Genomic DNA, 23673 nt, shown 5'->3' on the forward strand with positions numbered 1-23673 from the left:
TGATTCCTGCGCAAAGGATTTGAAATCGACATTTCCAGCAATTGGTGTTAAAATAGAACTATCTTTGCGAGAAGAAATGCGAGAGGAAGTACTGATGAAGAAGAGAGCTGCTCTATTGATCGCTGCATGGATCCTTTTGACGCTGCTGACAGGATGTGCGCAGCAAACAAACAGTCTGCCAGCTAAAGGGGAGGCGTTTACTGAGCCAGTCTACGACTGGAATAAAAGCAGCGGCGATAAACTGATTATTTGGGGTGTGTATCCGGATTTGGAACGCAGTTATATAAAGAAGGCGTTAGATCGTTATGAGGATCTGACGGAAAATGATCTGGAAGTGGTACAGATTCCAAAAGAAGAATTTGAAAAACGCATGCAGGCTTCTGTAAAAGGGGAGATTGAGAAGCCTGATATTTTGTTGAGTTACGGAGGCACGAATATAGAGACCTATTATCCGGACGAAAACTTTTACGATTTTACAGAGGAGCCGTGGGTGGACGACTTGACGGACACTTCTATCAATCAGACCATCTACAACGGCAAAGTCATCGGTCTGCCCCATTGGGAGGCTTCCATTTCCGGGACCCTTTACAATAAAGAAATCTTTGAAAAGTACGGTCTGGAGATACCAGAAAATCAAGAGGAGTTCATGGAGGTCTGCCGTGTATTGAAGAAGAAGGGTATAACACCGCTGTATCTGCCGGCAAAGGAGATTTCCATGCTGTTATATCAATTCCCCTTAGATTCCATCGTCATGAACAGCGAAACCCTGGAAAAACTGAACGAGGGGAAAATAGGCTATGCCGATATTCCAGAGATGAAGAAAGTCGTAAAGTGGTATAAAGAAATGGCAGAAAAGGGCTATCTCGGGCAGGATTATGAGAAAAACGACTGGGATGGCATGAACGAGGCCATGGACAGCGGCAGGTATGCCATGATGCTCTGCTGGGATACATGGCTGTACACGGATTTCCAGGGAGATGCTGCAAAGTTTGGGCTGATGCCGGCTTTTGTTGGCACTCCTGAAGAGGGAACTTTTGAGGGACCCAATTTAGGTCTGTTCATCGTCAACAAAAACAGCGCCAGGCTGGATGCGGCGCTGAACTTCATCACGTTTTTGGCGGATCCGTATAATTACAACGCTGTCTTTGAAAATATATATACCGCTCCGGTTTTTAAAAATCAAGTAGCCAGCATATCTACACCGCAGTATCTTGAGGCGGAGCAGCTGATAGAACAGAAATTTAGGGATTCTATTGGCTGGCTTAGAATTCGAGGTTTTTCGCAGATGGACGCTTCCTGCATTTTGGAATATATGAAAAAAGACAGCGGGCTTTCTCCGGAAGACTGTCTGAAAAAAATGGACCATCTCAGAACAGTGCGGATTGCAGGAGGTGACGAGACGCAATGAAAGTGAACCATCCGATGAAGAATCAGCGCCATTTCTTTTTCATCATTGCAGCCCTGCTGACTGTCGTCATTCTGTTCGGCATCTTTGCTATATCCTATATTCAGCGATTTGACAAGACACTGCAGGCAGAGAATCGGGTCATGATGGCAGAAGTAGCTGATAACATCGCTGCTTATACAAAGATGGTAGTGAAGGATACGCAGAATTCCCTGCAGACCATAGGAAATACCTTCCTCGTGATTCCAGAAGAAAAGAGAAATGCCTATCTTACTGACATCGTGGAAACCCAGGGTTTCGTCTTTGCTGGATTCGCGGACAGAGATGGAAATTTAAAGGCGACGGAGCCGTCCAGAAACGAAGATATTTCTGACCAGCCGTATTTTAAAAAGGCGATCAAAGGTCAATTTGCAATCAGCGGCATTGTCCGTTACATTTTTACCAGCCAGGCGGCATCAGGCATCATCTTAGCAGTACCCGTAAAAGACCAAAGGGGAGAAGTCTCAGGAGTCATGACGGCCATGCTGAGCATTTCCAAGCTGCAGGAAGCCTTGGGCACAGAAAGCTTTGGCGGTGAGGGGTACTCGTATATCATCGACAGAGACGGGAATCTGGTCATGCGCAATAAGAGCATGGATTACAACAACTTGTTCAGAGTTTTAGAAAATGTGGAAATTAAGACAGGCGGCAGTGCCGGGCAGATCAGAGAAAACATATTGGCGGGTAAATCGGGAACGATTCTCTACGATCAGCTGGGAACAGAGCGCTTCGGATATTACTGCCCTTTGGGACTCAATGGCTGGACCATCGTAAATATCGTGCCAAAGGACGTGATTACGGCAAAGACAGACATGCTGACCAAGGAATTGATGCGTACTGGTATTGGCGCCATCATCATCTTTTTGATTCTGCTGGCAGCGGCAGGTGTGATATGGATCGTATCCCAGAATCAGCGCCATGCAGCAGAAGCAAAGTCGATATTCCTGGCCAATATCAGTCATGAAATCCGCACGCCTATGAACGCCATCGTAGGCATGGGTGAGCTTTTGATGAGAAGTGACCTGAACAACAGACAGAAAGAATACGTGCGCAGCATTCTCAGCTCTGGCAGAGGACTTTTGACCATCATCAACGATGTTCTCGATATGTCAAAATTTGAAGCCGGTAAATTTACAATTTTAAATGAAAGATACCAGACGGAGACGCTGCTGTATGACGTTGCGTTTCTCGCAGCAGTTAGAATTGAAGATAAACCGATACGATTCTTATTGGATGTGGATAAAACGGTACCAGAGCAAATGATAGGAGATATGACGAGAATCAAGCAGGTTTTGATTAATATCGTAGGCAATGCGGTGAAGTTTACAGAAGAAGGTTATGTCAAATTATCTCTGCACTGTGAAAGAGAGGGGAAACGCATAATCCTAGTCATGGCAGTGGAGGATACGGGAATCGGCATCAAAAAACAGGATATGGATAAACTGTTTGAAAGCTTCAACCAAATTGACTCTTCTTATAATCACGGGAAAGAGGGAACTGGATTGGGCTTAGCCATCGCCAGTTCTCTGTGCCGAATCATGGGAGGAGATATCACAGTTGAAAGCGAGTATGGCGCCGGTTCTGTATTTACAGCCAGAATTGAGCAGACAGCCGCAGGTGAGAAACCTTTGATGGAGATAGCAGGAAAAAAACTTCCACGAATTTTGATTTATGAGGAGTCTGAATCGCTGCGGGAGTATTATACTTTTTATCTGCAGGAACTGGGGTTGGATTATGAAGTCTGCGCTGATTACAGATATTTTCAAGAGGCACTATCTGAAGGCAGCTTTGATTTGGTCATGGCAGATAGGGAAACCGTCCACGAAAAATTGGCTGATCAGTTGGATACTGGGGGAAAATTAGTGACACTGTTGAAAATTCAGGAACATGCGCTGATGTCTGACGAGCCGGAGAACGCAGCGATATTTGTACCCCTCTTTGGGATACAGCTGGTATCTCTGCTCAAAGGAGTTAAAGCAGAGAGAATTGAATCGGAAGGCAAAGTGGCTGAAATGCCAGTGCTGCCTCATGTGAGGATTTTGATTGTAGACGATAATGATCTGAATTTGCAGATTGCGGAGGCCCTGCTGCAGACCTTTGAAATGAAAATAGACTGTGCGGGCTCCGGCAGGGAGGCTATAGAAGCGGTCAGCTGCCGAGATTATGATTTGATTTTCATGGATTATATGATGCCAGAAATGGACGGCATCAAAACGATGAAGAAAATTCGCGGACTGCCGGGTGACCAATACGAGAAACTGCCCATTGTCGTACTGACAGCCGACGCTACAAGCAGTGCAAAAGACAGGCTGCTTGCCGAAGGATTTGACGATTACCTGACAAAACCTATTAACATAGAAGAGACTGGAAGGCTTTTGACAAAATGGCTCTGCGACCTCAATGAGCAGCGCAGCCGGACGGAGGATTAACGAATCGGAAATCTATTGCATATCATAATATGTAAAACTTTAAGAAGGTGATGATTATGAAATTATGGAATAGATGTTGCTGCTGCTGGCCGCTTCGCTGTGTATGCAAACCGAAGCCGGAGCCTGCAGCAGGATCTTTTACGGCAGTGAAATACGATCAGGATACTGGCCGGCCTCTGGCAGACGCGGGTTATACCCTTTATCAAAATGAAAACTTGATTGCAACGGCGATTTCCGATGAAAGCGGCAGGCTGTCCTTCACCGATCTTGCTCCAGGTGAATATACGCTGATAGAGACGACAATCCCCGCCGGTTATCTGCCGGAGAGGACCAGTCATCAAGTAGTGGTAGACGAAGACGGAACTGTGATGATTGACGGAATCCCTGCCGACAACTTTTCTCTATATGATGTGCCGAACCGCGACGCTGAAATATCCTTTCGAAAAGTCGACGCTGATACGGGGCAGCCTCTTGCAGGTGCGGTCTTTACTCTGCCCAACGGTGTGAGAGCTGTTTCGGGAAGTGATGGAGTGGTCAATTTCGGAATTTTCGGGCCCGGCAGCTATGTGATCCAAGAAGTTACTGCGCCGGAAGGCTATGCTGCTGTGCAGACGGATTTTACCGTGGTGGTGACTACTGATGGCAGAGCTTTCATTGATGGAACGTCAATTGCAAACTTTACTGCAAAAAATACAAGACTTCCCGATCCTAGTCAGCGTCCTGTCATCAATGCGGTGACAGAGGGCGATCATTTTGTTACTGGAACCGGTGTGCCAGGTGCGGAGATTGCAGTGACCCTGCCGGACGGTATCGTTGTTACGACTACGGTCAATGATTCTGGTATCTGGGTGGCCGCGGTGCCGCAGGGAACGGACTTACAGGCAGGTCAGACCATTTATGCAATACAAACGGAAATCGGTCGTGGACCTAGTGCGGCGGCATCTTTCGAGGTGCAGGCGAAAACATTCCAGCCCGTACTGACTAAAAAATAAAGTGATAATGAGCGAGGGGTATGCCCGTACAGCTTGCTGCAGATGCAGCAGGCCGACGGGCAGCCCCTCGTTTTGCTGCATCTGAGATTTGGGGGAGAGAGGGACAAAGCAGCTGGCAGATGTTCGATGTTACAATAAGGTTATGCTTTTTGGCTGTATCCTGACACTCCCCGCGTAACCGGATGCCCGTCAAAGTGCCTTGACAGGGGGTATATTCGTTTTTAGTCACTTTCCCTGTGAGTTCCTATGTGCAAAATGCGGTTCGCAGTTGATAAAAGATGTAAAATATAACGCAATCACGGTTTTTTTAGGCGATTTGAGCTTTTTTTTTGGGTGGACTGCCGTTGTCCTTGCCACAGAGTTACGCGAGAAATCTGGAATAGTATCAAAAAACCTAACTTTATCGTAGAAATCACTACTATCATACCCCCCTCCCCTAGATGACGAGAAGCGATTTCAAAAATATCTTGTAAAAGAAGTCTTCGCCAGCCTCGCCTTTATCCTCTACTTATTCAAAAATGCCAAAAACACCTAAAAATTTCTTGGCTGCAAAGGGAGTGTCTATTTCCGATGGCTGTAACCGTTGAAACTTCGATACGTCCTTTGCATTCGTTGGGGCTACATACAGTTTTTTTAGGTGCTTTCGACTATTATTTAAAAGACGGGTAAAACCGTAGAAAGGACTATTGTCTGCCAGACGTCTTCTTTCTTCTGACTACAGCAGTCATTGTGCCGCAGGCGACGCCTGCCAGGAGGATATAGAGCAGAAACCGGCTTTCATCGCCGGTCTTCGAGGACTTGCGCAGCTTTCGCTAGCGGCAGGGTCTTTTGGATTCTCCTGGTCCTCTGCGCTTGCCTGCAGTGGTTAATAGGCGAGAATCAGGCACAGGGCAAGAACCGTCGCCAGGGCTTTCTTTATATTCAGTTGTCGTCTCATATCGTTCCTCCTCCCGCAATCATGCAGTATCTTTTACCTGCATTGTACAAAATCGTGGGGGCAAGGGTATCAGCGTAAGCCGTAGTTTTTTGACGCAAACCGTAAGAAAGTCGCGAGATTTACTCCGGCAATGCCGGGTTCAGCCGCCAGCAGGCGATGGCCGTATACATCAGATAGGACTCCAGCCTGTCGCCTGTTCTGAAGTTGGTGATGGCCTGGATTTTGGAAAGACGGTACTGAATCGTGTTCCTGTGGACAAAGAGCAGCTTTGCCGTCTTCTTCACTTCACAGTCGGCATCCAGGTAATAGACGGCCAAGGTGTGCAGCAGTTCGCCGGAGGCATCATCTCGCAGCAAAGGCTTCAGGATGTTGCGGCAGATGCGGTAGTCTTCATTTTTTTCGGCAGACATATCAAAGCAGCGCTTGGCGAACATCAGATCTCCGTAGGAGATTTTCTTCTTATGGGGGAAGATTTCCACCACATGGGGAATGTATTCAGAGTAGAGCAGGTACGTGCGGCGCACGTCTTTGGCATTGTCGTCGTTAGGGAAAAAAGCTACGGTGTAATCCTCCGTGACCTGGTCCATGGCGCAGGTCATCTCCTCAATGTATTCATTGTCTGCATGGATCGTAGAAGCGTAGACGATAAAACAGATGATGTAGATGCCGTAGGTGTCGATGATGATGTCTTTGCCGAAAGCATCTGCACAGTTTTTGACGGCACGGATCAGAGAGCGCAAGGTTTGGAGCTGCTCCCGGGTATCGGCATGATCAAAGACGGGCCGGATGATGATAGCAGTGTTGATGGCATCAATGTCGATGCCAAGACGGTCAGAGATATTGTACATCTTCTCTTCATCACCTTCGATAATGGCGGGAACCAGGGCATTCTCCAGGATGTTATCCGAATCCAGGTCCCACAGCTTCGAGAAAATCTGCAGAAGCTCGATGACACGGTACATGTCGTCCAAAGTCAGGCGGTCAAAATCGTCGGCTGCATAGAGGGAGAAGCTGCGGTATTCAAAGGCAGAAAAAGGCACGCAGAAAATCTTGAGAGGCATGTCGTTCAAAGTGGTTTCCACACAGTATTCGTCCGTGGCGGCAGCGCTTTCATAAAGAGCAGAGATGGTGTCTGCGGTGATGTCGTTGGACATGGGCCACTTGCTGAGGCAGACATTGTTCAGTGAAGCGTCAGAGAGTAAAAACGTACACTTGAGATTATCACTGATGAGCCGCATGAGTGTGGCGATATTTTTACGGTTTTCCGGCAGGCGGGATACCAGGGAAGCGATGGTGTCGATAAAATCGTTGTCGTTGGCCCGATTGCGGAAGATGGCTTCGTAGACTTCACCAATGACGTCGGTATAGAAGAAATCGGTACGGTTTTCCTGCATGATGATGATGGGGAAATTCAGCCGGTCGGCCATTTCCAACAGAGAAGGATGGATTTCCTTGATAAACACGCCGACATAGTAGATGACCACACAGGCATCGCCGGAATTGTACATGTAGTTGATGTGGTCGCACTGCGCCTTGGGATCATCTTTGATCGTATAAAATGAAGTCAGAACCATGTCGCTGTTTTTGACGGGCTTTCCCAGATCAAAGATGACGTTGTCGACGATTTCCAAAACGGTCACGCTGTTGACGATATTAGATACTCCTTTTTCTCCTGCGACGACTCGGCTGTTTCGCAGTGATGGTAATTTCAGGCATTCTTCTACGGTTATACTCATTTTTGTCACCTCATAACAATTATTATCTCAATTATAGCGTAAAAAAGGTCGAATTACAATGTTGATTTATGCACATGCACAATAAATTGTCAGAATAATCAGCGGCCGCGCTAATGACAGAAAGGGCAAAAGTTGATATACTTTTAATAAATTTATTCGAACTTTTGAAAGGAGGCTATTTTATGGCCGAAGGAAAAAAGAACTTTGAGGTAGAGAGCATCACCTTAGAAAAAGTGCCAGACAGTGAAAAGAAGAGCTGGCCGTCAATTGCATTTATCTGGGCAGGAAATGTCATCTGTGTACCGGCGCTGATGGTAGGCGCCATGGTATCATCCGGACTTAATTTTAAAGAATCAATCGCTGCCATGTTTATCGGTTACGGCATCGTCGTTGCTCTGATGATGCTCATCGCTGCACAGTCAGCGCAGACTGGAAGACCGACTGCCGTTGCAGTATCGAGAGCATTGGGAGAAAGAGGGTCACAGGTGACCATCTCCTTGATTATCGCAGTATCCATGGTGGGCTGGTATGCCTATCAGACCATCGTCTGCGCCACATCATTCTGCTCCCTGATGCAGCAAAGCTTTGGCATCGCGTTTCCAGAGTGGATCGCATGCATCTTCTGGGGCGGACTGATGCTGATCACCGCATTCTACGGAATCGGACTGACGAAGATTCTCAACATCGTCAGCGTACCGCTGCTATTCATATTTTTGATCTACGGTGTGTCCATCGCTCTGGGTAACGGCGGCGCAGAGATTTTGGCGGCGTACAATCCTGGCGGCGAAGGCGGCATGGTCATGGGCATCACCATTTCCGTGGGCGGCTTCATCTCCGGCGCAGCGACCTGCGGAGACTACAACAGATACAGCAAAAACGGCAAAAGCGCAGCGCTTTCCTGCCTCTTTGGCGTCATCCCGGCAGGCGTGGGCGCACTGGCCTGTGGCGCTGTCCTGGCAATCTGCTCTGGAAACTCCGACATCACAATCATGTTTGCTAACGTAGGACTGCCTGCCATCGGCATGATCGTTTTGATTCTGGCGACTTGGACAACCAACGTAGGAAATGCCTATTCCGCTGGAATCGCAGTAGTCAACATGTTCAAACTGAGAGATGACAGAAGAGCCATCGTAACGGCGATCTGCGGTCTCATCGGTATCGCCCTGTCCCTGGGCGGCATCGTCTACTATTTTGTAGATTTCCTCTCACTGCTCAGTTACTTCATCACCCCGATCTGCGCCGTTTTGATCGCAGACTACTGGGTTATGGGAAAAGGCAGAGCCGATACATGGAAACCGTTCCCAGGTGTCAACTGGCTGGGCATCGTCGCCTGGCTCGTCGGAGCAGCGGTGACCTATTTTGATACATTTTTCATCCCGGAAATCGTGGGTATCGTCGCCACAGTGGTCGTCTATGCGGTACTGTGCAGCGTGATAAAAAATCCGAAACTCAATCCTTTTGCAAAGAGCGAGGAAACAGAACTGAAGGAGGCTTGTTAATGAAAGGTACTTATGAAGCGGCGAAGACATCCATCGCATCCTGCATGGGTGCAAAATCAGGCGAAAAGCTTTTGATCCTGACGGACGAGGATCAGATGGATCTGGCGAGAGAATTTGTCCGGGCGGGAAACGACCTGGGCGTGGAAACGGTCATGGCCAGCGGACCGGTAAGACATTCCGGTGAAATGCCGGCTTTGTCCCAGGCAGCTTTGGCAGAAGCCGACGCCTGCATGATGATTACCAGTGGGTCTTTTACCCATACCAAGGGCAGGGCAGACGCTACGGCGAGGGGCTGCCGCATCGCCTCCATGCCGACGATTACAGAAGAAATCGTCAACATGACCCTGAACGCTGACTATGACGAGGTGGAGCGCATCGGGGATATCCTGGCGGCAAAGCTGGACAAGTGCGAGAAAATCCGCATTACCACAGAGGCAGGAACTGATCTGACCTTATACTGCGGCGGCCGCAGCGGCATCGCAGACACCGGCAAGCTGGTGGCGAGAGGCGCCTTCGGCAATCTGCCGGCAGGAGAAGCCATGGTCGCACCCATTGAAACTAAGGGCGACGGCAGACTGGTCGTAGACGGCGTCATCGCCGACTTCAAGGTCATGGAAGAGCCTCTGACGATCACCTTCAAGGACGGGCGCATCGTCAAAACCGAAGGTCCCGATGCGGAAGACTTTGATCAGTTCGTGGCGCAATTTGACGACACGGCAAAGAACGTCTGCGAATTCGGCATCGGCACCAATCCGTCCTGCAGGATCATGGGCAACGGGCTGGTGGACGAGAAGGTATTCGGCACCATCCACATCGCCTGCGGAAACAACCTGTTCATGGGCGGACAGCAGGACTGCAATATGCACTATGACATGATTATCAAAGCGCCGACGGTTTATCTTGATGACGAGTGCGTCATCGAAAACGGCAAGCACATTTATTAATGGAGGATTTGAAAATGATTCGTGATTTACATAAAGATGATTTAAAATATATCGTGTACGGCTCCAGCTTTTATGGCGGCGGAGGCGGCGGTTCCATGGAAGAGGGAGAAGCCCTCCTGGCGGCAATGCTGGCGGAAGATACAGATCTGACCATCAAGATGTACGATGTAGAAGACATGGAAGATGACCCGGCAGTGGTATCCACCATGGTAGCCGCTCTCGGATCTCCTGTAGCGACAAAGGGAAGAACCTTCCAGGACGAGTCGGTCAATGCTGTCAAGGGTATGGCGGAAGAAGCCAGCTTCACTGGCAGAACGCTGAAATACGTCTACTCTGGCGAGCAGGGCGGCGGAAACACGCTGCTGCCACTGTACGCGGCATGGAAGAACGGACTGCCGATCCTCAATACAGACGGCAACGGCAGAGCGGTTCCAGAATTAAATACAGGTCTCTTGCCAGTGCACGGCATTCCGACCAGTCCGGTGGTTCTGGCCAGCGAAAAGGGCGATACCATCGTAGGCAGAGCAAAAGATCCGATGGACAGCAAGGCCTGCGAGAACATCGCCAGATACATGTGCCAGGCTTACGACCAGGGCATCGGTTTTGCCGCTTGGATGATGAATAAAGAAGACCACCTCAAGGCATCGGCAGTGGGCCAGATGACCAAGACCATCGAAGTGGGCAAAGCCCTGGCTGGCTCCACGGCGGACACTGTGACAGCGGCACTGGAGAAGTGCTTTGACGCAATGGGCGCAGCATTCAAAATGGTCATTCCAACGGGCACCATCACTGACATCGAAATCGACTCTGCCGGCGGCTTTGATACTGGCGTGACTACTATTGTGGACGACCAGAGCGGCGAGGAATACAAAGTCACTTTCCAGAACGAGAACCTCTTTGTGGAAGACCCGAATGGCAAGGTTATCGTGACCATCCCGAGCATCATTTCCCTGTTGGATCTGAGTCTCGAGGGCGAAGTGCGCGCATTGTCCAACAGTGAGACAGAAGTAGGCCAGAAGGTGGCTCTGACCATCACAAGAGCTGACGACAGATGGTACGATCTGCCGGAGTGCTATACCTGCTGGGACGGCGTCATGGTCAGCGCGGGCTACTGCAGAGCCAATGAAGAAGTTTCTCTTTAGTGTGAGGTGGAAAAATGAGCAGAACGTTATATAAACAGGATATTTTGGAGATTTTGTACGGTGCCACATTCCTGGGCGCTGGCGGCGGCGGTTCCCTGTCCTTCGGGCTGGATATGCTGGAAAAATTGGAAAAGCAGGGCGAGACCATCGAACTGGAACTGCTTTCGCTGGATGAACTGGAGAAAGATGACTATGCGGCCATGGTAGCAGGTCTCGGCAGTCCCGTCGCCATGCTGGAAGGGGAGTTCGGCCCCGATGCAGTCAATGCTTTCAAGGCTTTCCAGAGAGGCTTTGCTGCGGAAGGAAAGACGGTAAAATACTTGTACCCGGGCGAAATGGGCGGCTTCAATACCTTCGTTCCTATGATGGTTGCCATCCTCTCCGACAAAGATCCGGCAAAACGAATTGGATTCGTGGATACGGATGGAAACGGCAGAGCGGTTCCCGAGCTGAATACGACGCTGACCGACCTTCGCGGCTATCCGCCAAGCCCTATCGGTCTGGGCAACGGCACGGGAGATCAGATCATCGCTTATGCCACAGACGACAAGGCGGCAGAGGTCATCGCCAGACAGCTTTGCATGGCTTACGGTCAGCAGATCGGCTTCTCCACCTGGGGACTTTCCAGAGACGAGATGAAGGAACATTCTTCTGTCGGCTGTGTGACTTACGCGCAGAAGATCGGGAAGGTCTTCCTGCAGCTGATGGCGGATCAAAACCTGAATCCTGTGGAAGAGCTGTCAAAGGTCATGGAGATCAGAGAAATCTGCCGTGGCAAAATCGAAAAGATCGACCTGAAAGCAGAGGGCGGTTTTGACTTCGGAACCACGGTCATTCTTGCGGAAAACGGAGCTAGATTTTATATCGACTTCAAGAACGAAAACATGCTGGTCAGAGACGAAGCAGGCAAAGTTTATCTGACAGCGCCGGATATCATCTGTTTCATGGACATGGATACTTATCTGCCGCTGACCAATGCCGATACAAAAGAAGGCATGAACATCTTCCTGGGCATCTCGCCAGTGGACGAGAAGTGGTGGCTCGAGGACTTCAAGGCCTATGAGTGCTGGAAACCGATCTTAGAAGCCATCGGTTATACAGGAGATTTTGTGAGATATTAAAGAAAACAGGCAGCCGAGAAGAGATTCCCGGCTGTTTTTAAGTTTTGTGGATATAAATGATAAGCGCTTTTTGCCAAAATGCAGTTTTTTTGGCGTTTCTGAAAAAACTCTGTGACTATTGGAATTTCAACGGTTTCTCATGCGTATTGTCGAAAATACAGGCGCCAAAATAGCGCAAACCCTTGCAATTGCTTGAACAAATAGTTTTTTCCAAATCGAAAATTTTTGCTGTTTCTGCAAAAAATAACCCAGAATTGAGGTCATATAGCTCTTTTATCGAGACAGACAGTGTGAATCTGCTGCATTATGAGTACCGGAAGTTGATTGTGAAGAACGAGATCCTTCTGTACTGGGTAGACGAAAAAAGCGTAATTGCTACAATTGCAAGAGTCATCTATTACAGATGTGATGATAGTGATTTCATCAAATAGACCATGGCAGCTCGACCTGCTACTTCTTCAACCCATAGCTGAGTCTCTGCCTCGCTATGCCTAAATTTGTCGCCAGCTCGCTGAGGGAATTGGTCATCTGGATTTCAGCCTCCATGTAGTTCTTATCGTACGCGAGAAGGCATCTATATCATGGGCTTTACGGATATCGGCATGTAGAAAAAAGGGTGTCGGGCCGACTTCGTCGTGCTGGATCGGGATCTCTCCTGCATACCAGAAAATTAGATTCATCAGCTGCGAGTAGAGGAAAACTACATGGACGGGAACAACGCTGTCAAAAGAAATAATGCGGCTGCAATACTTTATATTATGCCGACAGTCGGTTGATATATAGGGGAGGGGGGTATAAGAAGAGCGTTTTGTACGATAAAGTTAAGCTTTTTGATGCTATTCTGCAAGTTTTGCGTAACTCCATGAAAGCATCAGAAGCCATTCCTCTGAAAACAGCCCTGATTGCTTGCAGAATTTGTGAATATGCAGCAGGTGGTTACTTATATGGACTACGGAAGGTATTTTAGATGCGAAGATTTGTACAAAAAGTAACCAGAATCAGATATACCCCCATGCTGATACATCCAGGCTGTAATCCAGTTACGCGGGTATGCTCAGATACATCCAAAAAGTATAACTTTATTGTAACCGAGCGAGGTGTGGCTGTTGTTTTGGAATTAAAAATCGCGGATACTTTCTAGCGGATTGAAGCGAAGGATTACAAAGCAGAGCAGAGAAAACAAGGTTACTCTCAGATTCGGAGTTACGGCGTCTGCTTTTATAGAAAAGAATGTGTCGTCATGGAAAAAGCGCAGCAGAATTGATCAGTTCCGATGCGCTTTTTAAGTGTTATTTCACCAGGCTCTTTCCTGTCATCTCCTCTGGAATGGGAAGTCCCATCAGCTCCAGCATGGTCGGCGCAATGTCGCAGAGGCGGCCTCCATCTGCCAGTTGAACCGGTTTATCAGCGATGTGCAGCAGAGGCACCTGATTCAGAGAATGGGCTGTCACCACGTTGCCCTGCTCATCTACCATGCAGTCGGCGTTGCCGTGGTCTGCTGTCAGCAAAATCTGTCCGCCTTTGGCCAATACAGCTTCCACAATCTGCGGCACACATTTGTCCAGGGTCTCAATGGCTTTTACCGCCGCTTCCATGATGCCTGTATGCCCCACCATATCGGCGTTGGCGAAGTTGAGAATGATACAGTCGTACTTTTCCGCCTTAATTTGTTCCAGCACGCGTTCCGTGACAATTGGCGCGCTCATCTCCGGCTGCAAATCGTAGGTGGCAACCTGCGGAGAAGGGACCAGGATTCGGTCCTCACCTTTGCAAGGCGCCTCTACGCCGCCATTAAAGAAAAAAGTTACGTGGGCGTATTTTTCTGTCTCGGCAATGCGCAGTTGGGTCAATCCCAGAGATGCGACATAATCCCCAAAGGTATTGGAAAGCGTTTGTGGTGGAAATGCTACCTCCACATTTGGCATTGCTGCGTCATACTGCGTCATGCAGACGTACTTCAGGTTTTTGACTACCTTCTTGCGGGGGAATCCGTCGAAGTCTTCGTCGACAAAGGCACGAGTGATTTCTCTGGCTCTGTCTGGCCGGAAGTTGAACATGATCATTGCGTCTCCATCACATACAGTGGCAGTTCCCATAGAAGTTGGCTGCACGAATTCGTCGTTTTCATCCCGTTCATAAGCGCTGTCTACGGCGGCGCAGCCAGTAGCAGCGGCAAAACCCTGTCCCAGGGTCATGGCATCGTATGCTTTCTCGAGCCGATCCCATCTCTTGTCTCTGTCCATGGCGTAGTATCTGCCGATGACGGTGGCGATTTCGCCCACGCCGATTTGATTCATGTGGTTCTGCAGGGCTTCGATGTATGCTCCCGCGCATCTTGGCGGTACGTCGCGGCCATCCAGGAAACAGTGGACGTAAATTCTCGTCAGCCCTTTTCTCTTTGCCAGATCCAATAGAGCAAAGAGATGACTGATGTGACTGTGAACGCCGCCATCGGATAATAAACCCAGCAGATGAAGAGCAGATCCTCTCTCCAGGGCGCAGTCCATGGCTTCATTGAGGGCAGCGTTATCAAAAAAATCTCCCTCTTCAATGGACTTGCTGATTCTGGTCAGTTCCTGGTATACGACTCTTCCGGCACCGATGTTCAGGTGTCCCACCTCTGAATTTCCCATTTGGCCGTCAGGCAAACCTACTGCCAAGCCGCTGGCAGAAAGACGTGTGCCGGGATAAGTCTTAAATATCTGATCTAAGGCAGGTTTTTCTGCCTTAGCAATTGCGTTTCCTTCTATTCTCGCACTGAGGCCGAAACCGTCGAGAATCATCAGCATTGTAGGTCGTTTTTTTATTTCCATCAAAATCATTTCCCTTCTCACATATTATCTTTCCATTATATCAAATTTTTTGGTATAATCAATAAGAAGCCATTGACAATGCAGTCATACTTTCTGCATTGTTTTTCAATATTTATACCCTATATGCCGATAGAAAAAACAAGCAGGACAAAAGAAAAGAGAGCAAAAATGAACTGGACAAGAGAACAACAGAGAGCGATAGACGAAAGAGAAAAGAACATACTGGTCGCTGCCGCCGCCGGATCCGGAAAGACAGCGGTTTTGGTAGAACGTATCAAAAAATTAGTCATAGAGGACGGCGTATCTATTGATAGAATGCTAATCGTGACCTTTACCAATGCAGCAGCAGCAGAGATGAAAGAGAAAATCCGCGTTGCCATCAATCAGGAAATCGACGCTGATCCGGCAAATTCTCAAAACCTGAGGCAGCAGCTAAATCTTTTGCCGCGAGCGAATATCAGTACTTTCCATGCCTTCGCCTTGGACGTCATCAGGACCTTTTTCTTTTTGACTGATATTGAACCGGGATTTGCCATTTGCGACGACGCGCAGAGAACCATCATCAAAGAAGATTCCATGGACCAGCTGATGGAGCAGTGCTTTGCATCCGATGCAAAGGAGTTTTACGATTTCCTCAACTGGTACAGTTCGGACCGAAATCAAAACAAGATCAGAGACATTATCAATACGTCCTATAACGTGCTCCAGTCCCTGCCTTACCCTTGGCAGTGGCTGAAAGAAAAAATAGAGGAACTCTCTCTTCCGCCGGAAGCGTTCCTGCTGTCACCAGTTATGAACTATATCTGGGATTATATCGGCGATGCAGTGGAGAAGGCCGTACAATTTGAAGAGCGGGCAGTCGAAGAACTGTCGGCAGCCGGTCTTTCTCGATTGGCGGAAAAAACAGCGTCAGAAGAGCTTTGCTTTTACCAGCAGATGGCAGAGGCGGCAGCCAGAAAGGACCTTACGGATCTGAGTAACTGTATCGCTGCCTTCAAGGCTGTCAGACTGGTGGCTAAGAAAGAGGAAAAAGAAGCCTATGCCCAGGTCAAAGATCTGGCGGCCGCTTGCCGAAAGAAGGCCTCTGGCCTGATCAATGATATCAAAGGTCTTTTCTTTACCCAGAGTCTGGAAGAAATGGTCTCAGAAATGAACGAGACGGCACCGAAAGCGGAAACTCTGCGCAAGCTGCTGGAAGATTTTGACCAGATTTTTAAGGCCAACAAAGCGGACAAGAAGCTGGTCGATTTTAACGACATCGAACATTATTGCCTTTCTATTTTGGAAGAGACCCAGGCGCAGGACCATTACAGAAAAAAATTTGAATATATCTTTATCGATGAATACCAGGACACCAACATTCTGCAGGAGGAGATCATCGCCAAAGTTGCCAGAAATAATAATCTCTTTATGGTCGGCGATATGAAACAGAGCATTTATAAATTCAGACTTGCGGAGCCAGAGATTTTCAAGCGTAAATACCTTTCCTACGGCAGTGCAGAAAATGAGCAATCCACCAAAATCGATCTGAACCAGAACTTCCGCAGCAAGCCGTTGATTCTTTCTGAAATTAATCACATCTTTGAGAATCTGATGGAAGATTACGATGAGGACGCCATGCTTTATCCGGGCGTCAGTTATGATGGTCCTTATCATTACGTGCCGGAAGTAAAAGTGGTGGACACGTCTACCATCGATGATGCCGATGAAGAGCTGGCCAATCTGAAGAATGCCGAAATCGAAGCTCTCGAAATATGCCGTTTGATAAAAGAGAACTTGGGCAGGAAGTTCTTTGACCATAAAGCCGGCATCGAAAGGGAAATCCGTCTACACGATATGGTCATTCTCATGAGAGGCGTAAGAAATTACGCTGATGTATATCGCAGCATTCTAAAAGAAAATGGCGTTGACAGTTTTGTAGATGACAGTGAGGGATACTTTGATACCATGGAAATCAACGTATTTATGAATCTTTTATCGGTGATAGACAATAAAATGCAGGATGTGCCGCTGATCAGCGTGCTGCATTCGGAGATTTTCAGCTTTTCCACCGATGAACTGGGACAAATCAGAGCCGCCTGCAAAAACGGACAGTATGCGGCAGCCTTTCTTAAATTCGCCAAAGAAGGTAAATTAGAGCCATTAAGGGAAAAATGCAGAGTCGCGCTGGATTCCATAAAGAAGTGGAAGACTATGGCGACCTCACAGCCTTTGGGGCAGTTCATCTGGAAGCTGCTGCTGGAAACTGGTTACTATCTGGAAATGGGAGCCATGCCGGGAGGAACCCAGCGTCAGGCGAACTTGCGGGCTTTGGTGGACAAGGCCGAAAAATTTGCGGCAGATAGACAGAGCTCCCTATATAGTTTTGTCCGTTATATCGACGCAGTGAAGAGACGGGGCGTGCCCATGGGCCAAGTAAAGCTGGTAGGAGAAAACGACGACTTGGTGCGCATTATGACGATTCACAAGAGCAAAGGGCTGGAATTTCCCCTGGTCATTGTCTGCGGTATGGGCCGAAGACTCAATTACACCAAGATTGGCAGCGGTATCGCTTTGCACAAAGACATCGGCATCGGCATGACGCTTACCGATTTTGAAGGGCATTGGTATAAACAGACGCTGCTGCAGCGGCTGATTCAGAAACAGATTCACAAAGAGGAGGTCAGTGAAGAAATCAGAGTTCTCTATGTGGCGCTGACCCGTGCGAAAGACTTGCTTTACCTGACAGGTACGGTCAGAGACGGGGCAAAATTTATGGAGAGCCGTCAAATCGGCCTGGGCGGTGATACGATGTATCTGGATATGATTGGAGACGTTTCCCGCTTTGAACTGGTAGACGCCAACAGGTTGTCGCCCGATTCTGTGGAAAAAAGCGGTATAGAGGGAAATCCGATGGGAAAAGATATCTTTGACAGACGCCTTACCCCAGAAGAAGAGGCAGAAGTGCTGCGGAGGCTGAATTTCAACTATCCTTATGAGTCATCCCGTAAACTCAAATCCAAGTATTCTGTGACAGAAGTCTATCGCATGGGACTGAGCGACCAAAGGGAGTTTGAGACAGTGCTTGCCGTGCCAAAGTTCAGGCAGGGCGAAAGACGGCTGACCGCGGCAGAGAAGGGGACGATCTATCACAGCATCATGGAACGACTTGACTTTGACCGGGCAGAACGGGAAGGGATGCCGTACATTGAAGAGGCAGCGGCAGACTATGCCAATCGTGAAATTTTCCAGACGGAGGATTTAAAAGCCATAGAGCTGTCCCACATTGCTGATTTTTTTACTTCGGAGCTAGGACATCGCTGTGCCAGCGCCTATCGAGCCGGCAGGCTGGACCGGGAGCGGCCTTTTGACTTGCAGATGGAGATGGAGGGGGAAACCGTCATCGTTCAGGGTATCATCGACTGCTATTTTGAGGAAGGGGATGGTTTTGTGCTTCTCGACTATAAAACCAACTGGATTGATGAAAATAAGGACTTCGATCAGGAGGCGAAGCGATTACGCCGAACCTATAGGGGACAGATTGAAATCTACCGACAAGCGCTGGAGGCTTCAAAAGGACGGCCTGTGAAGGAAGCCTGCCTCTACCTTTTCGGTTCAGGAAAATTAGTGGAAATGTAAATAAAGGAAGTGAAATAGATATGAGTAATGCTTTGATTTTAGAGGGCGGCGGTATGCGGGGCATCTTTGCAGCCGGCGTCATCGATTATCTTTTGGATCAGGAGATTCGATTTGACAACGTAATCGGCGTATCCGCCGGCGCTTGCCACGGATGCAGTTTTGTCTGCAGGCAGCGGGGACGTGCCTATGCCACGGCTACCGACTATCTGGACGACAAAGAGTATTGCAGCATGCGGAGCCTGCGGAAAACCGGAGATCTCTTTGGCGCAGATTTTCTCTATTACAAAATTCCCAAAGAGCTTTATCCCATCGACAATGAGGCTTTTTTGAAAAGCGGCACCAAGTTTCAAGCTGTGGTGACCAATTGCGAAACCGGTAAACCGGAGTATCCGATCATTAAGGATATGTTTGAGGATATTGAATACGTGAGGGCTTCCAGTTCACTGCCCCTGCTGGCAAACATGGTTGAAATCGATGGAAAATTGTACATGGACGGCGGTATTTCAGATTCTATCCCATTGAAACAGTCCATCAGACAGGGCAACGAAAAAAATGTCGTCGTTCTGACCAGACCTCGTGATTACAGGAAAAAGAACAGCCGAGCTGCAGTTGCAGCCGCGCTGAAATACAGGAAATATCCAAAGATGGCGGCGGCGCTGAGAAGCAGGACGAAGACTTACAACGAAACACTGGATTTCATCGCAGCAGAAGAGGCCGCAGGCAGAGCCTTTGTCATCGCTCCCATGGGACCGCTTTCCATCGGACGGACGGAGAGAGATCGGAATAAACTGAGAGCCGCCTACCAGGAAGGTTACTTTGTGGCGGAAGGGCTGGCGGAAAAGATGAACGCCTTCCTCACGGAATAGCCTATCACCTGAGAGCACTACACGTCTCTATAAAGGCCTTCAGCGGTTTTGAGAGATATTTATCTCGATGCCAGATGGCATACATGTTATTTTTCAGCACCAGGCCGGGAACGAAGAGTTCCACCAGGTGCTGTTTTTTTAGTTCTTCCAGCACGTAAGCTTCCGGCAGGATGGCGATACCGAGCCCTGCCACAGCGGCTGCCAGCAGGGCAGAGTCGTTGACACTGCACCAGAGCGGATAAACCGTTTTGCCCGCTAAATAAAGCTGGCTTTCAAAGGTGTCCCGAATGGCGCTGCCGGGTTCTCGCAATAAAAGTCGTTCTCTGCACAGTTCGTCCAGGGTCAATTCTGTCTGCTGCAGTGGATAGTCAGGGCTGCAGACTACTTTCAAAAGATAGGCTCCCATCTCTTTGCTGCAGCAAGGTTCTTGTGGAATGGCGCCCTCGATCAAAGCTAAATCCGCTTTTCCCGTTACCAAATAATCTATGGCCGTAGCTGCCGGAACCACATCTACGTTTACAGAGGTATGGGGATATTCCTTGGAGAAGTCTGTCAGCAGCCCGGGCAGGCGAAAATTAGCAATTGTGATGTTACAGGCAATGTGAATTGACGCCGTGTTTTCCAAGGTTTGGAGCCGAGAGGAGAGGGCTTGGCCAGCAGCCAGGAGCGGTTCGGCTTCTTGTAACAGTAATTCCCCAGTCCGTGTAATCTGGACTCTATGGGAAAGACGATCAAAGAGCGGCGTTTTGGTCATCTTCTCCAGATCATGAATCCCATGGGAAACGGCAGACTGGGTGATAAATAGTTTTTTCGCGGCTTTGGTAAAGCTGCCTGTTTCGACAACCGCTTTAAAGATTTCCAGATGACGAAAGGTCATGTCCATTTTGTATCCTCCTTCATGGTCCAGCTCTGCGAAGTGTACAGCGCCTTCGTGTGCGGCACTCTATGGCAGCGCCTCAGCTTCGGATGGATAGAGACGCTGCTCTTATCTTTCACATGAATAAAATGAATGCTTACGATTAAATTATATCGTTTTTCTTATACTATGACAAGAGGTATACTATGAACGGTGACAAAAGCGGCAGAGGTTTTGCTGCGGAGGGAATTGTAAAATTATATGTCCCTCCGTGTCGGCATTTGCGTCGAGGAACAAATGAATCAATCGACAGAATGACAGAAAGGGAATTTAAAAATGTCCAAGAAGGATCAACTAAAACAGGGCCTGTGGCTCTTCAATATCAATTTGTTTATCAGCGCCTTTACTTTTGGCGGCGGTTATGTGGTGGTGCCTATGGTACGGAAGTATTACGTAGAGAAAAAGGAATTGTTCTCTGAAGAGGAGCTGATGGACATTGCCGCCATATCTCAATCTGCGCCGGGAGCGATTGCCATCAATCTGACTGCCCTCGCCGGGTATCGCGTATTGGGCTGGCTGGGTGCTGGTGTCAGTTGTATGGCAGCTATAATTCCGCCCCTTCTGATTTTGATGGCTGTTTCTACCTGGTACGACGTCTTCGTCGGCAGCGCCTTGGTTACGGCGATTCTCAAAGGCATGCAAGGCGGAGTCGCTGCTCTGATGGTAGATTTAATTATCGATATGGCCAGATTTGTAGCCAAAGACGGATCACGGCTTCTGACTCTGTTGATTCCAGCGGCCTTTGTTGCGAATTTCTTCTGTCAGATCAACGCAGCCGTAGTGCTGGTAAGCTGCGGAATGATCTGTTTGGCTCGCCTATGGTGGCTGCAGGGGAAAGGGGGTAAAACATGCTGATCTATCTTTTTCTGACTTTCTTTCAAATCGGATTGTTCAGCATTGGGGGCGGCTACGCGATTATCCCTCTGATTCAGGAGCAAGTCGTGCAGATTCACGGCTGGATTACCCAGAAAACCTTTGCAGATATCATCACCATATCCCAGATGACGCCAGGTCCCCTGGCTGTCAACACTTCCACCTTTGTGGGTCTGCAGGTTGCGGGGATCTGGGGCGCTGTCCTGGCGACCATCGGCTGCATATTGGCAGGCGTTGTTATTTCCATTGCGCTCTGCTGGTTTTTTCAGAGCCATCAGAAGTCCGTGTATTTGTCTGGACTGCTGAAAGGATTGAAGGCGGCATCTGTCGGTTTAATTACTTCGGCAGCGGGTATCATTATCTTATTAACTTTTACGGGAAACTCGCGGCTAATGCTGCCAGCACATTTTGATTTCAGGGCGGCGGCGATTTTTACTGGCGCACTGATTCTCCTGCTGCAAAAAAAAGTAAAGGTCAATCCCATGGTCTTGATGGTCTTGACAGGTCTTGCAGGTGTAGTAATATATTAGGTGCCGTGATAATATAAATACAAAGAAAGTGGGTGGAACTATGGAACGAATAGATTTAAGCGTATTTCCGTTTTGGCAGTACCTGACGGAAGATGAAAAAGAGCGACTGCAGTCTCAGGCCAGGATTGTTCAATTCTCGGAGAACCAAATGATCGCTTCGACGGAAATGGACTGTCTGGGCGTGTTATATGTGAAATCAGGCGTTATCAGGCTGTATCTTTATTCAGAAGACGGCAGGGAAGTGACCATCGCACGTTTAGCAGAAGACGACGTGTGTCTCCTATCCGCATCCTGCATGTTGTCGCAGATTTCATTTCCGGCACAGGTATCGGCAGAGAGCCAAGTGGAGGCGATACTGATTCCCGTCAATATCATTTCTGACATCAAAGAGAAGAACGTCTATGTTGAAAACTATGTCTACCGATTGACTACAGAGCGTTTTTCAGATGTGATTTCGGCAGTAGAGCAGATGCTGTTCATGACTTTGGAACAACGAATTATTACCTTTCTTCTCGATGAAACGGCAAGGACTGGCGGCGATACGGTACATATGACCCAGGAAAAATTGGCCCAGGCCATCGGCAGCGCCCGTGAGGCAGTGACCCGGACTCTGAAGCAACTGTCTTCCGCAGGGGTAATAGAAGTCTTCCGTGGCGGCATCAAAATCACAGACCGCAAAACTCTCTATGAAAAAGTTACCGGATAATGAAAGTAGTTTTTTATGCCATTAATCCAGCCGGTTTTATGTATGAAAAAAGGCTGCCGCATGAACAGTCATTTTTCGTTCAAGCGGTCAGCCTTTTTATATGTTTAATTCTGGATGAGGGCCTCCAGCGCTTTCTTTGGTTTAAATCCGGAGGACTGTTTAACTGGTCTGCCTCCCTCAAAGACGATGACGGTCGGAATGCTCATGATGCCATAGCTTCTTGCCAGTTCTGGTTCTTCATCTATGTTCACTTTGCCGACTTTGTAGCCGTCTGCATCTTCTGCAATTTCTTCGATGACGGGACCCAGCATCTTGCATGGCCCGCACCACGATGCCCAAAAGTCCACCATTACCGGTACGTCGGATTTGAGGACTTCCTCATTAAAATTATTCTTATTAAAAGCCTTAGCCATAATATCAACTCCTTTTTTCTTTATTTGATAAACAAAGTATAGCATTAATATATGACTGACTTCTGTGACCCGGTTACAAAAGACACGGCAAACGCATAAAACATTTGTGTGCGCCTTCATTTTCATTTTTTGAGTCGTTACTTGCACTTTTTTTAATTATTGTAAACCAATCTGCCTTCATTTTTGAATTTCGACGACCTACTTGCGTGCGAGAGAAAAATCTGACTGATTTCAAAGGCATTTGCCCTTTTACCCATCAGGTTCCGGTCAATATCATTCCATATAATTCCTTATATAGCAATTTCTATAGTATAAATCCCCTGTTTGCAAAGGGGGTAGCGCAAGTAAACTTAAAAAAATCAAGAATGAAGGCGGAAATATGGGCATGAGCAGCGTTTTGTGCCATCATGCCCTGCTTTTTTGAGGAATGAAGGCGTGTCAATTTATTTCATGGGGTTGCCATGTTACAGAAGAAAAAAACGCTTGCTATCTGGCTGAAAACTTGTTATGATGAAAACAATTATGAAGAAGGCGAGGTGGCTTGATGTATCTACGTTAAGATGAGGAACAATGAATGAGAAACTCCGAAAAGACAGGAGTTATTTGTTGTACTTACTTAACAATATGGATGCATGAGGTCATGAAATCGCTATCTGACGAGACAATGAGGTCTTACGTACCTTTCTTTGCATAC

Annotated in this window: 18 protein-coding genes; 13 read left to right on the plus strand and 5 right to left on the minus strand. The window is 48.2% G+C overall.

The genetic code is table 11. The features are described 5' to 3' along the window. The first annotated feature begins 94 nt into the window (after window positions 1–94). The 3 genes from BN6539_RS08700 to BN6539_RS08710 are packed head-to-tail and all read left to right on the plus strand — an operon-like array spanning window position 95 to window position 4865. Complete coding sequence (locus BN6539_RS08700; protein WP_067536682.1) at window positions 95–1408, plus strand: ABC transporter substrate-binding protein; 1314 nt, start codon at window positions 95–97, stop codon at window positions 1406–1408. Continuing rightward, complete coding sequence (locus BN6539_RS08705) at window positions 1405–3873, plus strand: hybrid sensor histidine kinase/response regulator (RefSeq protein WP_067536685.1); 2469 nt, start codon at window positions 1405–1407, stop codon at window positions 3871–3873. Before BN6539_RS08700 ends, BN6539_RS08705 begins: the two co-directional genes overlap by 4 nt. A gap of 56 nt (window positions 3874–3929) precedes the next feature. Further along, a complete protein-coding gene (locus tag BN6539_RS08710) occupies window positions 3930–4865 on the plus strand; it encodes an MSCRAMM family protein (RefSeq protein ID WP_067536689.1) in 936 nt (311 codons plus the stop codon). Between the two features lie 683 nt (window positions 4866–5548). Here BN6539_RS08710 and BN6539_RS23430 read toward each other — a convergent pair. Together BN6539_RS23430 and BN6539_RS08715 are read right to left on the minus strand one after the other, a co-directional pair. After that, window positions 5549–5671, minus strand: coding sequence for a sortase B protein-sorting domain-containing protein (locus BN6539_RS23430; RefSeq protein WP_118336267.1), 123 nt, complete (start codon window positions 5669–5671; stop codon window positions 5549–5551). Between the two features lie 250 nt (window positions 5672–5921). Beyond that, a complete protein-coding gene (locus BN6539_RS08715) occupies window positions 5922–7538 on the minus strand; it encodes a PucR family transcriptional regulator (RefSeq protein ID WP_067536692.1) in 1617 nt (538 codons plus the stop codon). A gap of 182 nt (window positions 7539–7720) precedes the next feature. Between BN6539_RS08715 and BN6539_RS08720 the strand changes: the two genes are divergently transcribed. From BN6539_RS08720 to BN6539_RS22735, 5 genes are all read left to right on the plus strand, one after another. Further along, entirely contained in the window at window positions 7721–9037 is a 1317-nt protein-coding gene (locus BN6539_RS08720) for a cytosine permease (RefSeq protein ID WP_067536695.1), read from the plus strand. Then, window positions 9037–9981, plus strand: coding sequence for an aminopeptidase (locus BN6539_RS08725; protein WP_067536698.1), 945 nt, complete (start codon window positions 9037–9039; stop codon window positions 9979–9981). The genes BN6539_RS08720 and BN6539_RS08725 overlap by 1 nt, the downstream gene beginning before the upstream one ends. 14 nt (window positions 9982–9995) lie before the next feature. After that, the gene (locus BN6539_RS08730) at window positions 9996–11123 is read left to right on the plus strand and encodes a DUF917 domain-containing protein (protein WP_067536703.1); all 1128 of its coding nucleotides are present in this window, start codon (window positions 9996–9998) and stop codon (window positions 11121–11123) included. Window positions 11124–11137: 14 nt separating this feature from the next. Beyond that, complete coding sequence (locus BN6539_RS08735) at window positions 11138–12244, plus strand: DUF917 domain-containing protein (RefSeq protein ID WP_067536705.1); 1107 nt, start codon at window positions 11138–11140, stop codon at window positions 12242–12244. A gap of 254 nt (window positions 12245–12498) precedes the next feature. Then, window positions 12499–12675: a hypothetical protein gene (locus tag BN6539_RS22735; protein ID WP_207645087.1), complete on the plus strand. Its 177-nt coding sequence runs from the start codon at window positions 12499–12501 to the stop codon at window positions 12673–12675. A gap of 858 nt (window positions 12676–13533) precedes the next feature. Here the strand turns inward: BN6539_RS22735 and gpmI are convergent. Then, a complete protein-coding gene (gene gpmI / locus BN6539_RS08745) occupies window positions 13534–15057 on the minus strand; it encodes a 2,3-bisphosphoglycerate-independent phosphoglycerate mutase (protein ID WP_187375472.1) in 1524 nt (507 codons plus the stop codon). A gap of 168 nt (window positions 15058–15225) precedes the next feature. Between gpmI and addA the strand changes: the two genes are divergently transcribed. Beyond that, window positions 15226–18675, plus strand: coding sequence for a helicase-exonuclease AddAB subunit AddA (gene addA, locus BN6539_RS08750; protein WP_187375474.1), 3450 nt, complete (start codon window positions 15226–15228; stop codon window positions 18673–18675). 20 nt (window positions 18676–18695) lie between these two features. Beyond that, a complete protein-coding gene (locus BN6539_RS08755) occupies window positions 18696–19541 on the plus strand; it encodes a patatin-like phospholipase family protein (protein ID WP_067536717.1) in 846 nt (281 codons plus the stop codon). A gap of 4 nt (window positions 19542–19545) precedes the next feature. Here the strand turns inward: BN6539_RS08755 and BN6539_RS08760 are convergent, their stop codons facing one another. Further along, the gene (locus BN6539_RS08760) at window positions 19546–20424 is read right to left on the minus strand and encodes a LysR family transcriptional regulator (protein ID WP_242869385.1); all 879 of its coding nucleotides are present in this window, start codon (window positions 20422–20424) and stop codon (window positions 19546–19548) included. Between the two features lie 309 nt (window positions 20425–20733). On the opposite strand from BN6539_RS08760, the gene BN6539_RS08765 reads away from it, so the two are divergent. From BN6539_RS08765 to BN6539_RS08775, 3 genes are read left to right on the plus strand one after another with little or no spacing between them, the layout of a single operon-like run. After that, complete coding sequence (locus BN6539_RS08765; RefSeq protein ID WP_067536721.1) at window positions 20734–21312, plus strand: chromate transporter; 579 nt, start codon at window positions 20734–20736, stop codon at window positions 21310–21312. Continuing rightward, the gene (locus BN6539_RS08770) at window positions 21306–21860 is read left to right on the plus strand and encodes a chromate transporter (protein WP_067536724.1); all 555 of its coding nucleotides are present in this window, start codon (window positions 21306–21308) and stop codon (window positions 21858–21860) included. Before BN6539_RS08765 ends, BN6539_RS08770 begins: the two co-directional genes overlap by 7 nt. A 40-nt stretch (window positions 21861–21900) precedes the next feature. Continuing rightward, window positions 21901–22566 (plus strand): Crp/Fnr family transcriptional regulator, encoded by a 666-nt coding sequence (locus BN6539_RS08775; protein WP_067536727.1) that lies wholly within the window; start codon window positions 21901–21903, stop codon window positions 22564–22566. Window positions 22567–22670: 104 nt separating this feature from the next. Here BN6539_RS08775 and trxA read toward each other — a convergent pair whose 3' ends face one another. Beyond that, the gene (trxA, locus tag BN6539_RS08780; RefSeq protein WP_067536730.1) at window positions 22671–22979 is read right to left on the minus strand and encodes a thioredoxin; all 309 of its coding nucleotides are present in this window, start codon (window positions 22977–22979) and stop codon (window positions 22671–22673) included. Between the last annotated feature and the right edge of the window lie 694 nt (window positions 22980–23673).

It is taken from the genome of Emergencia timonensis, from assembly GCF_900086585.1.
GTDB classification, from domain to species: Bacteria; Bacillota; Clostridia; order Peptostreptococcales; family Anaerovoracaceae; genus Senimuribacter; species Senimuribacter timonensis.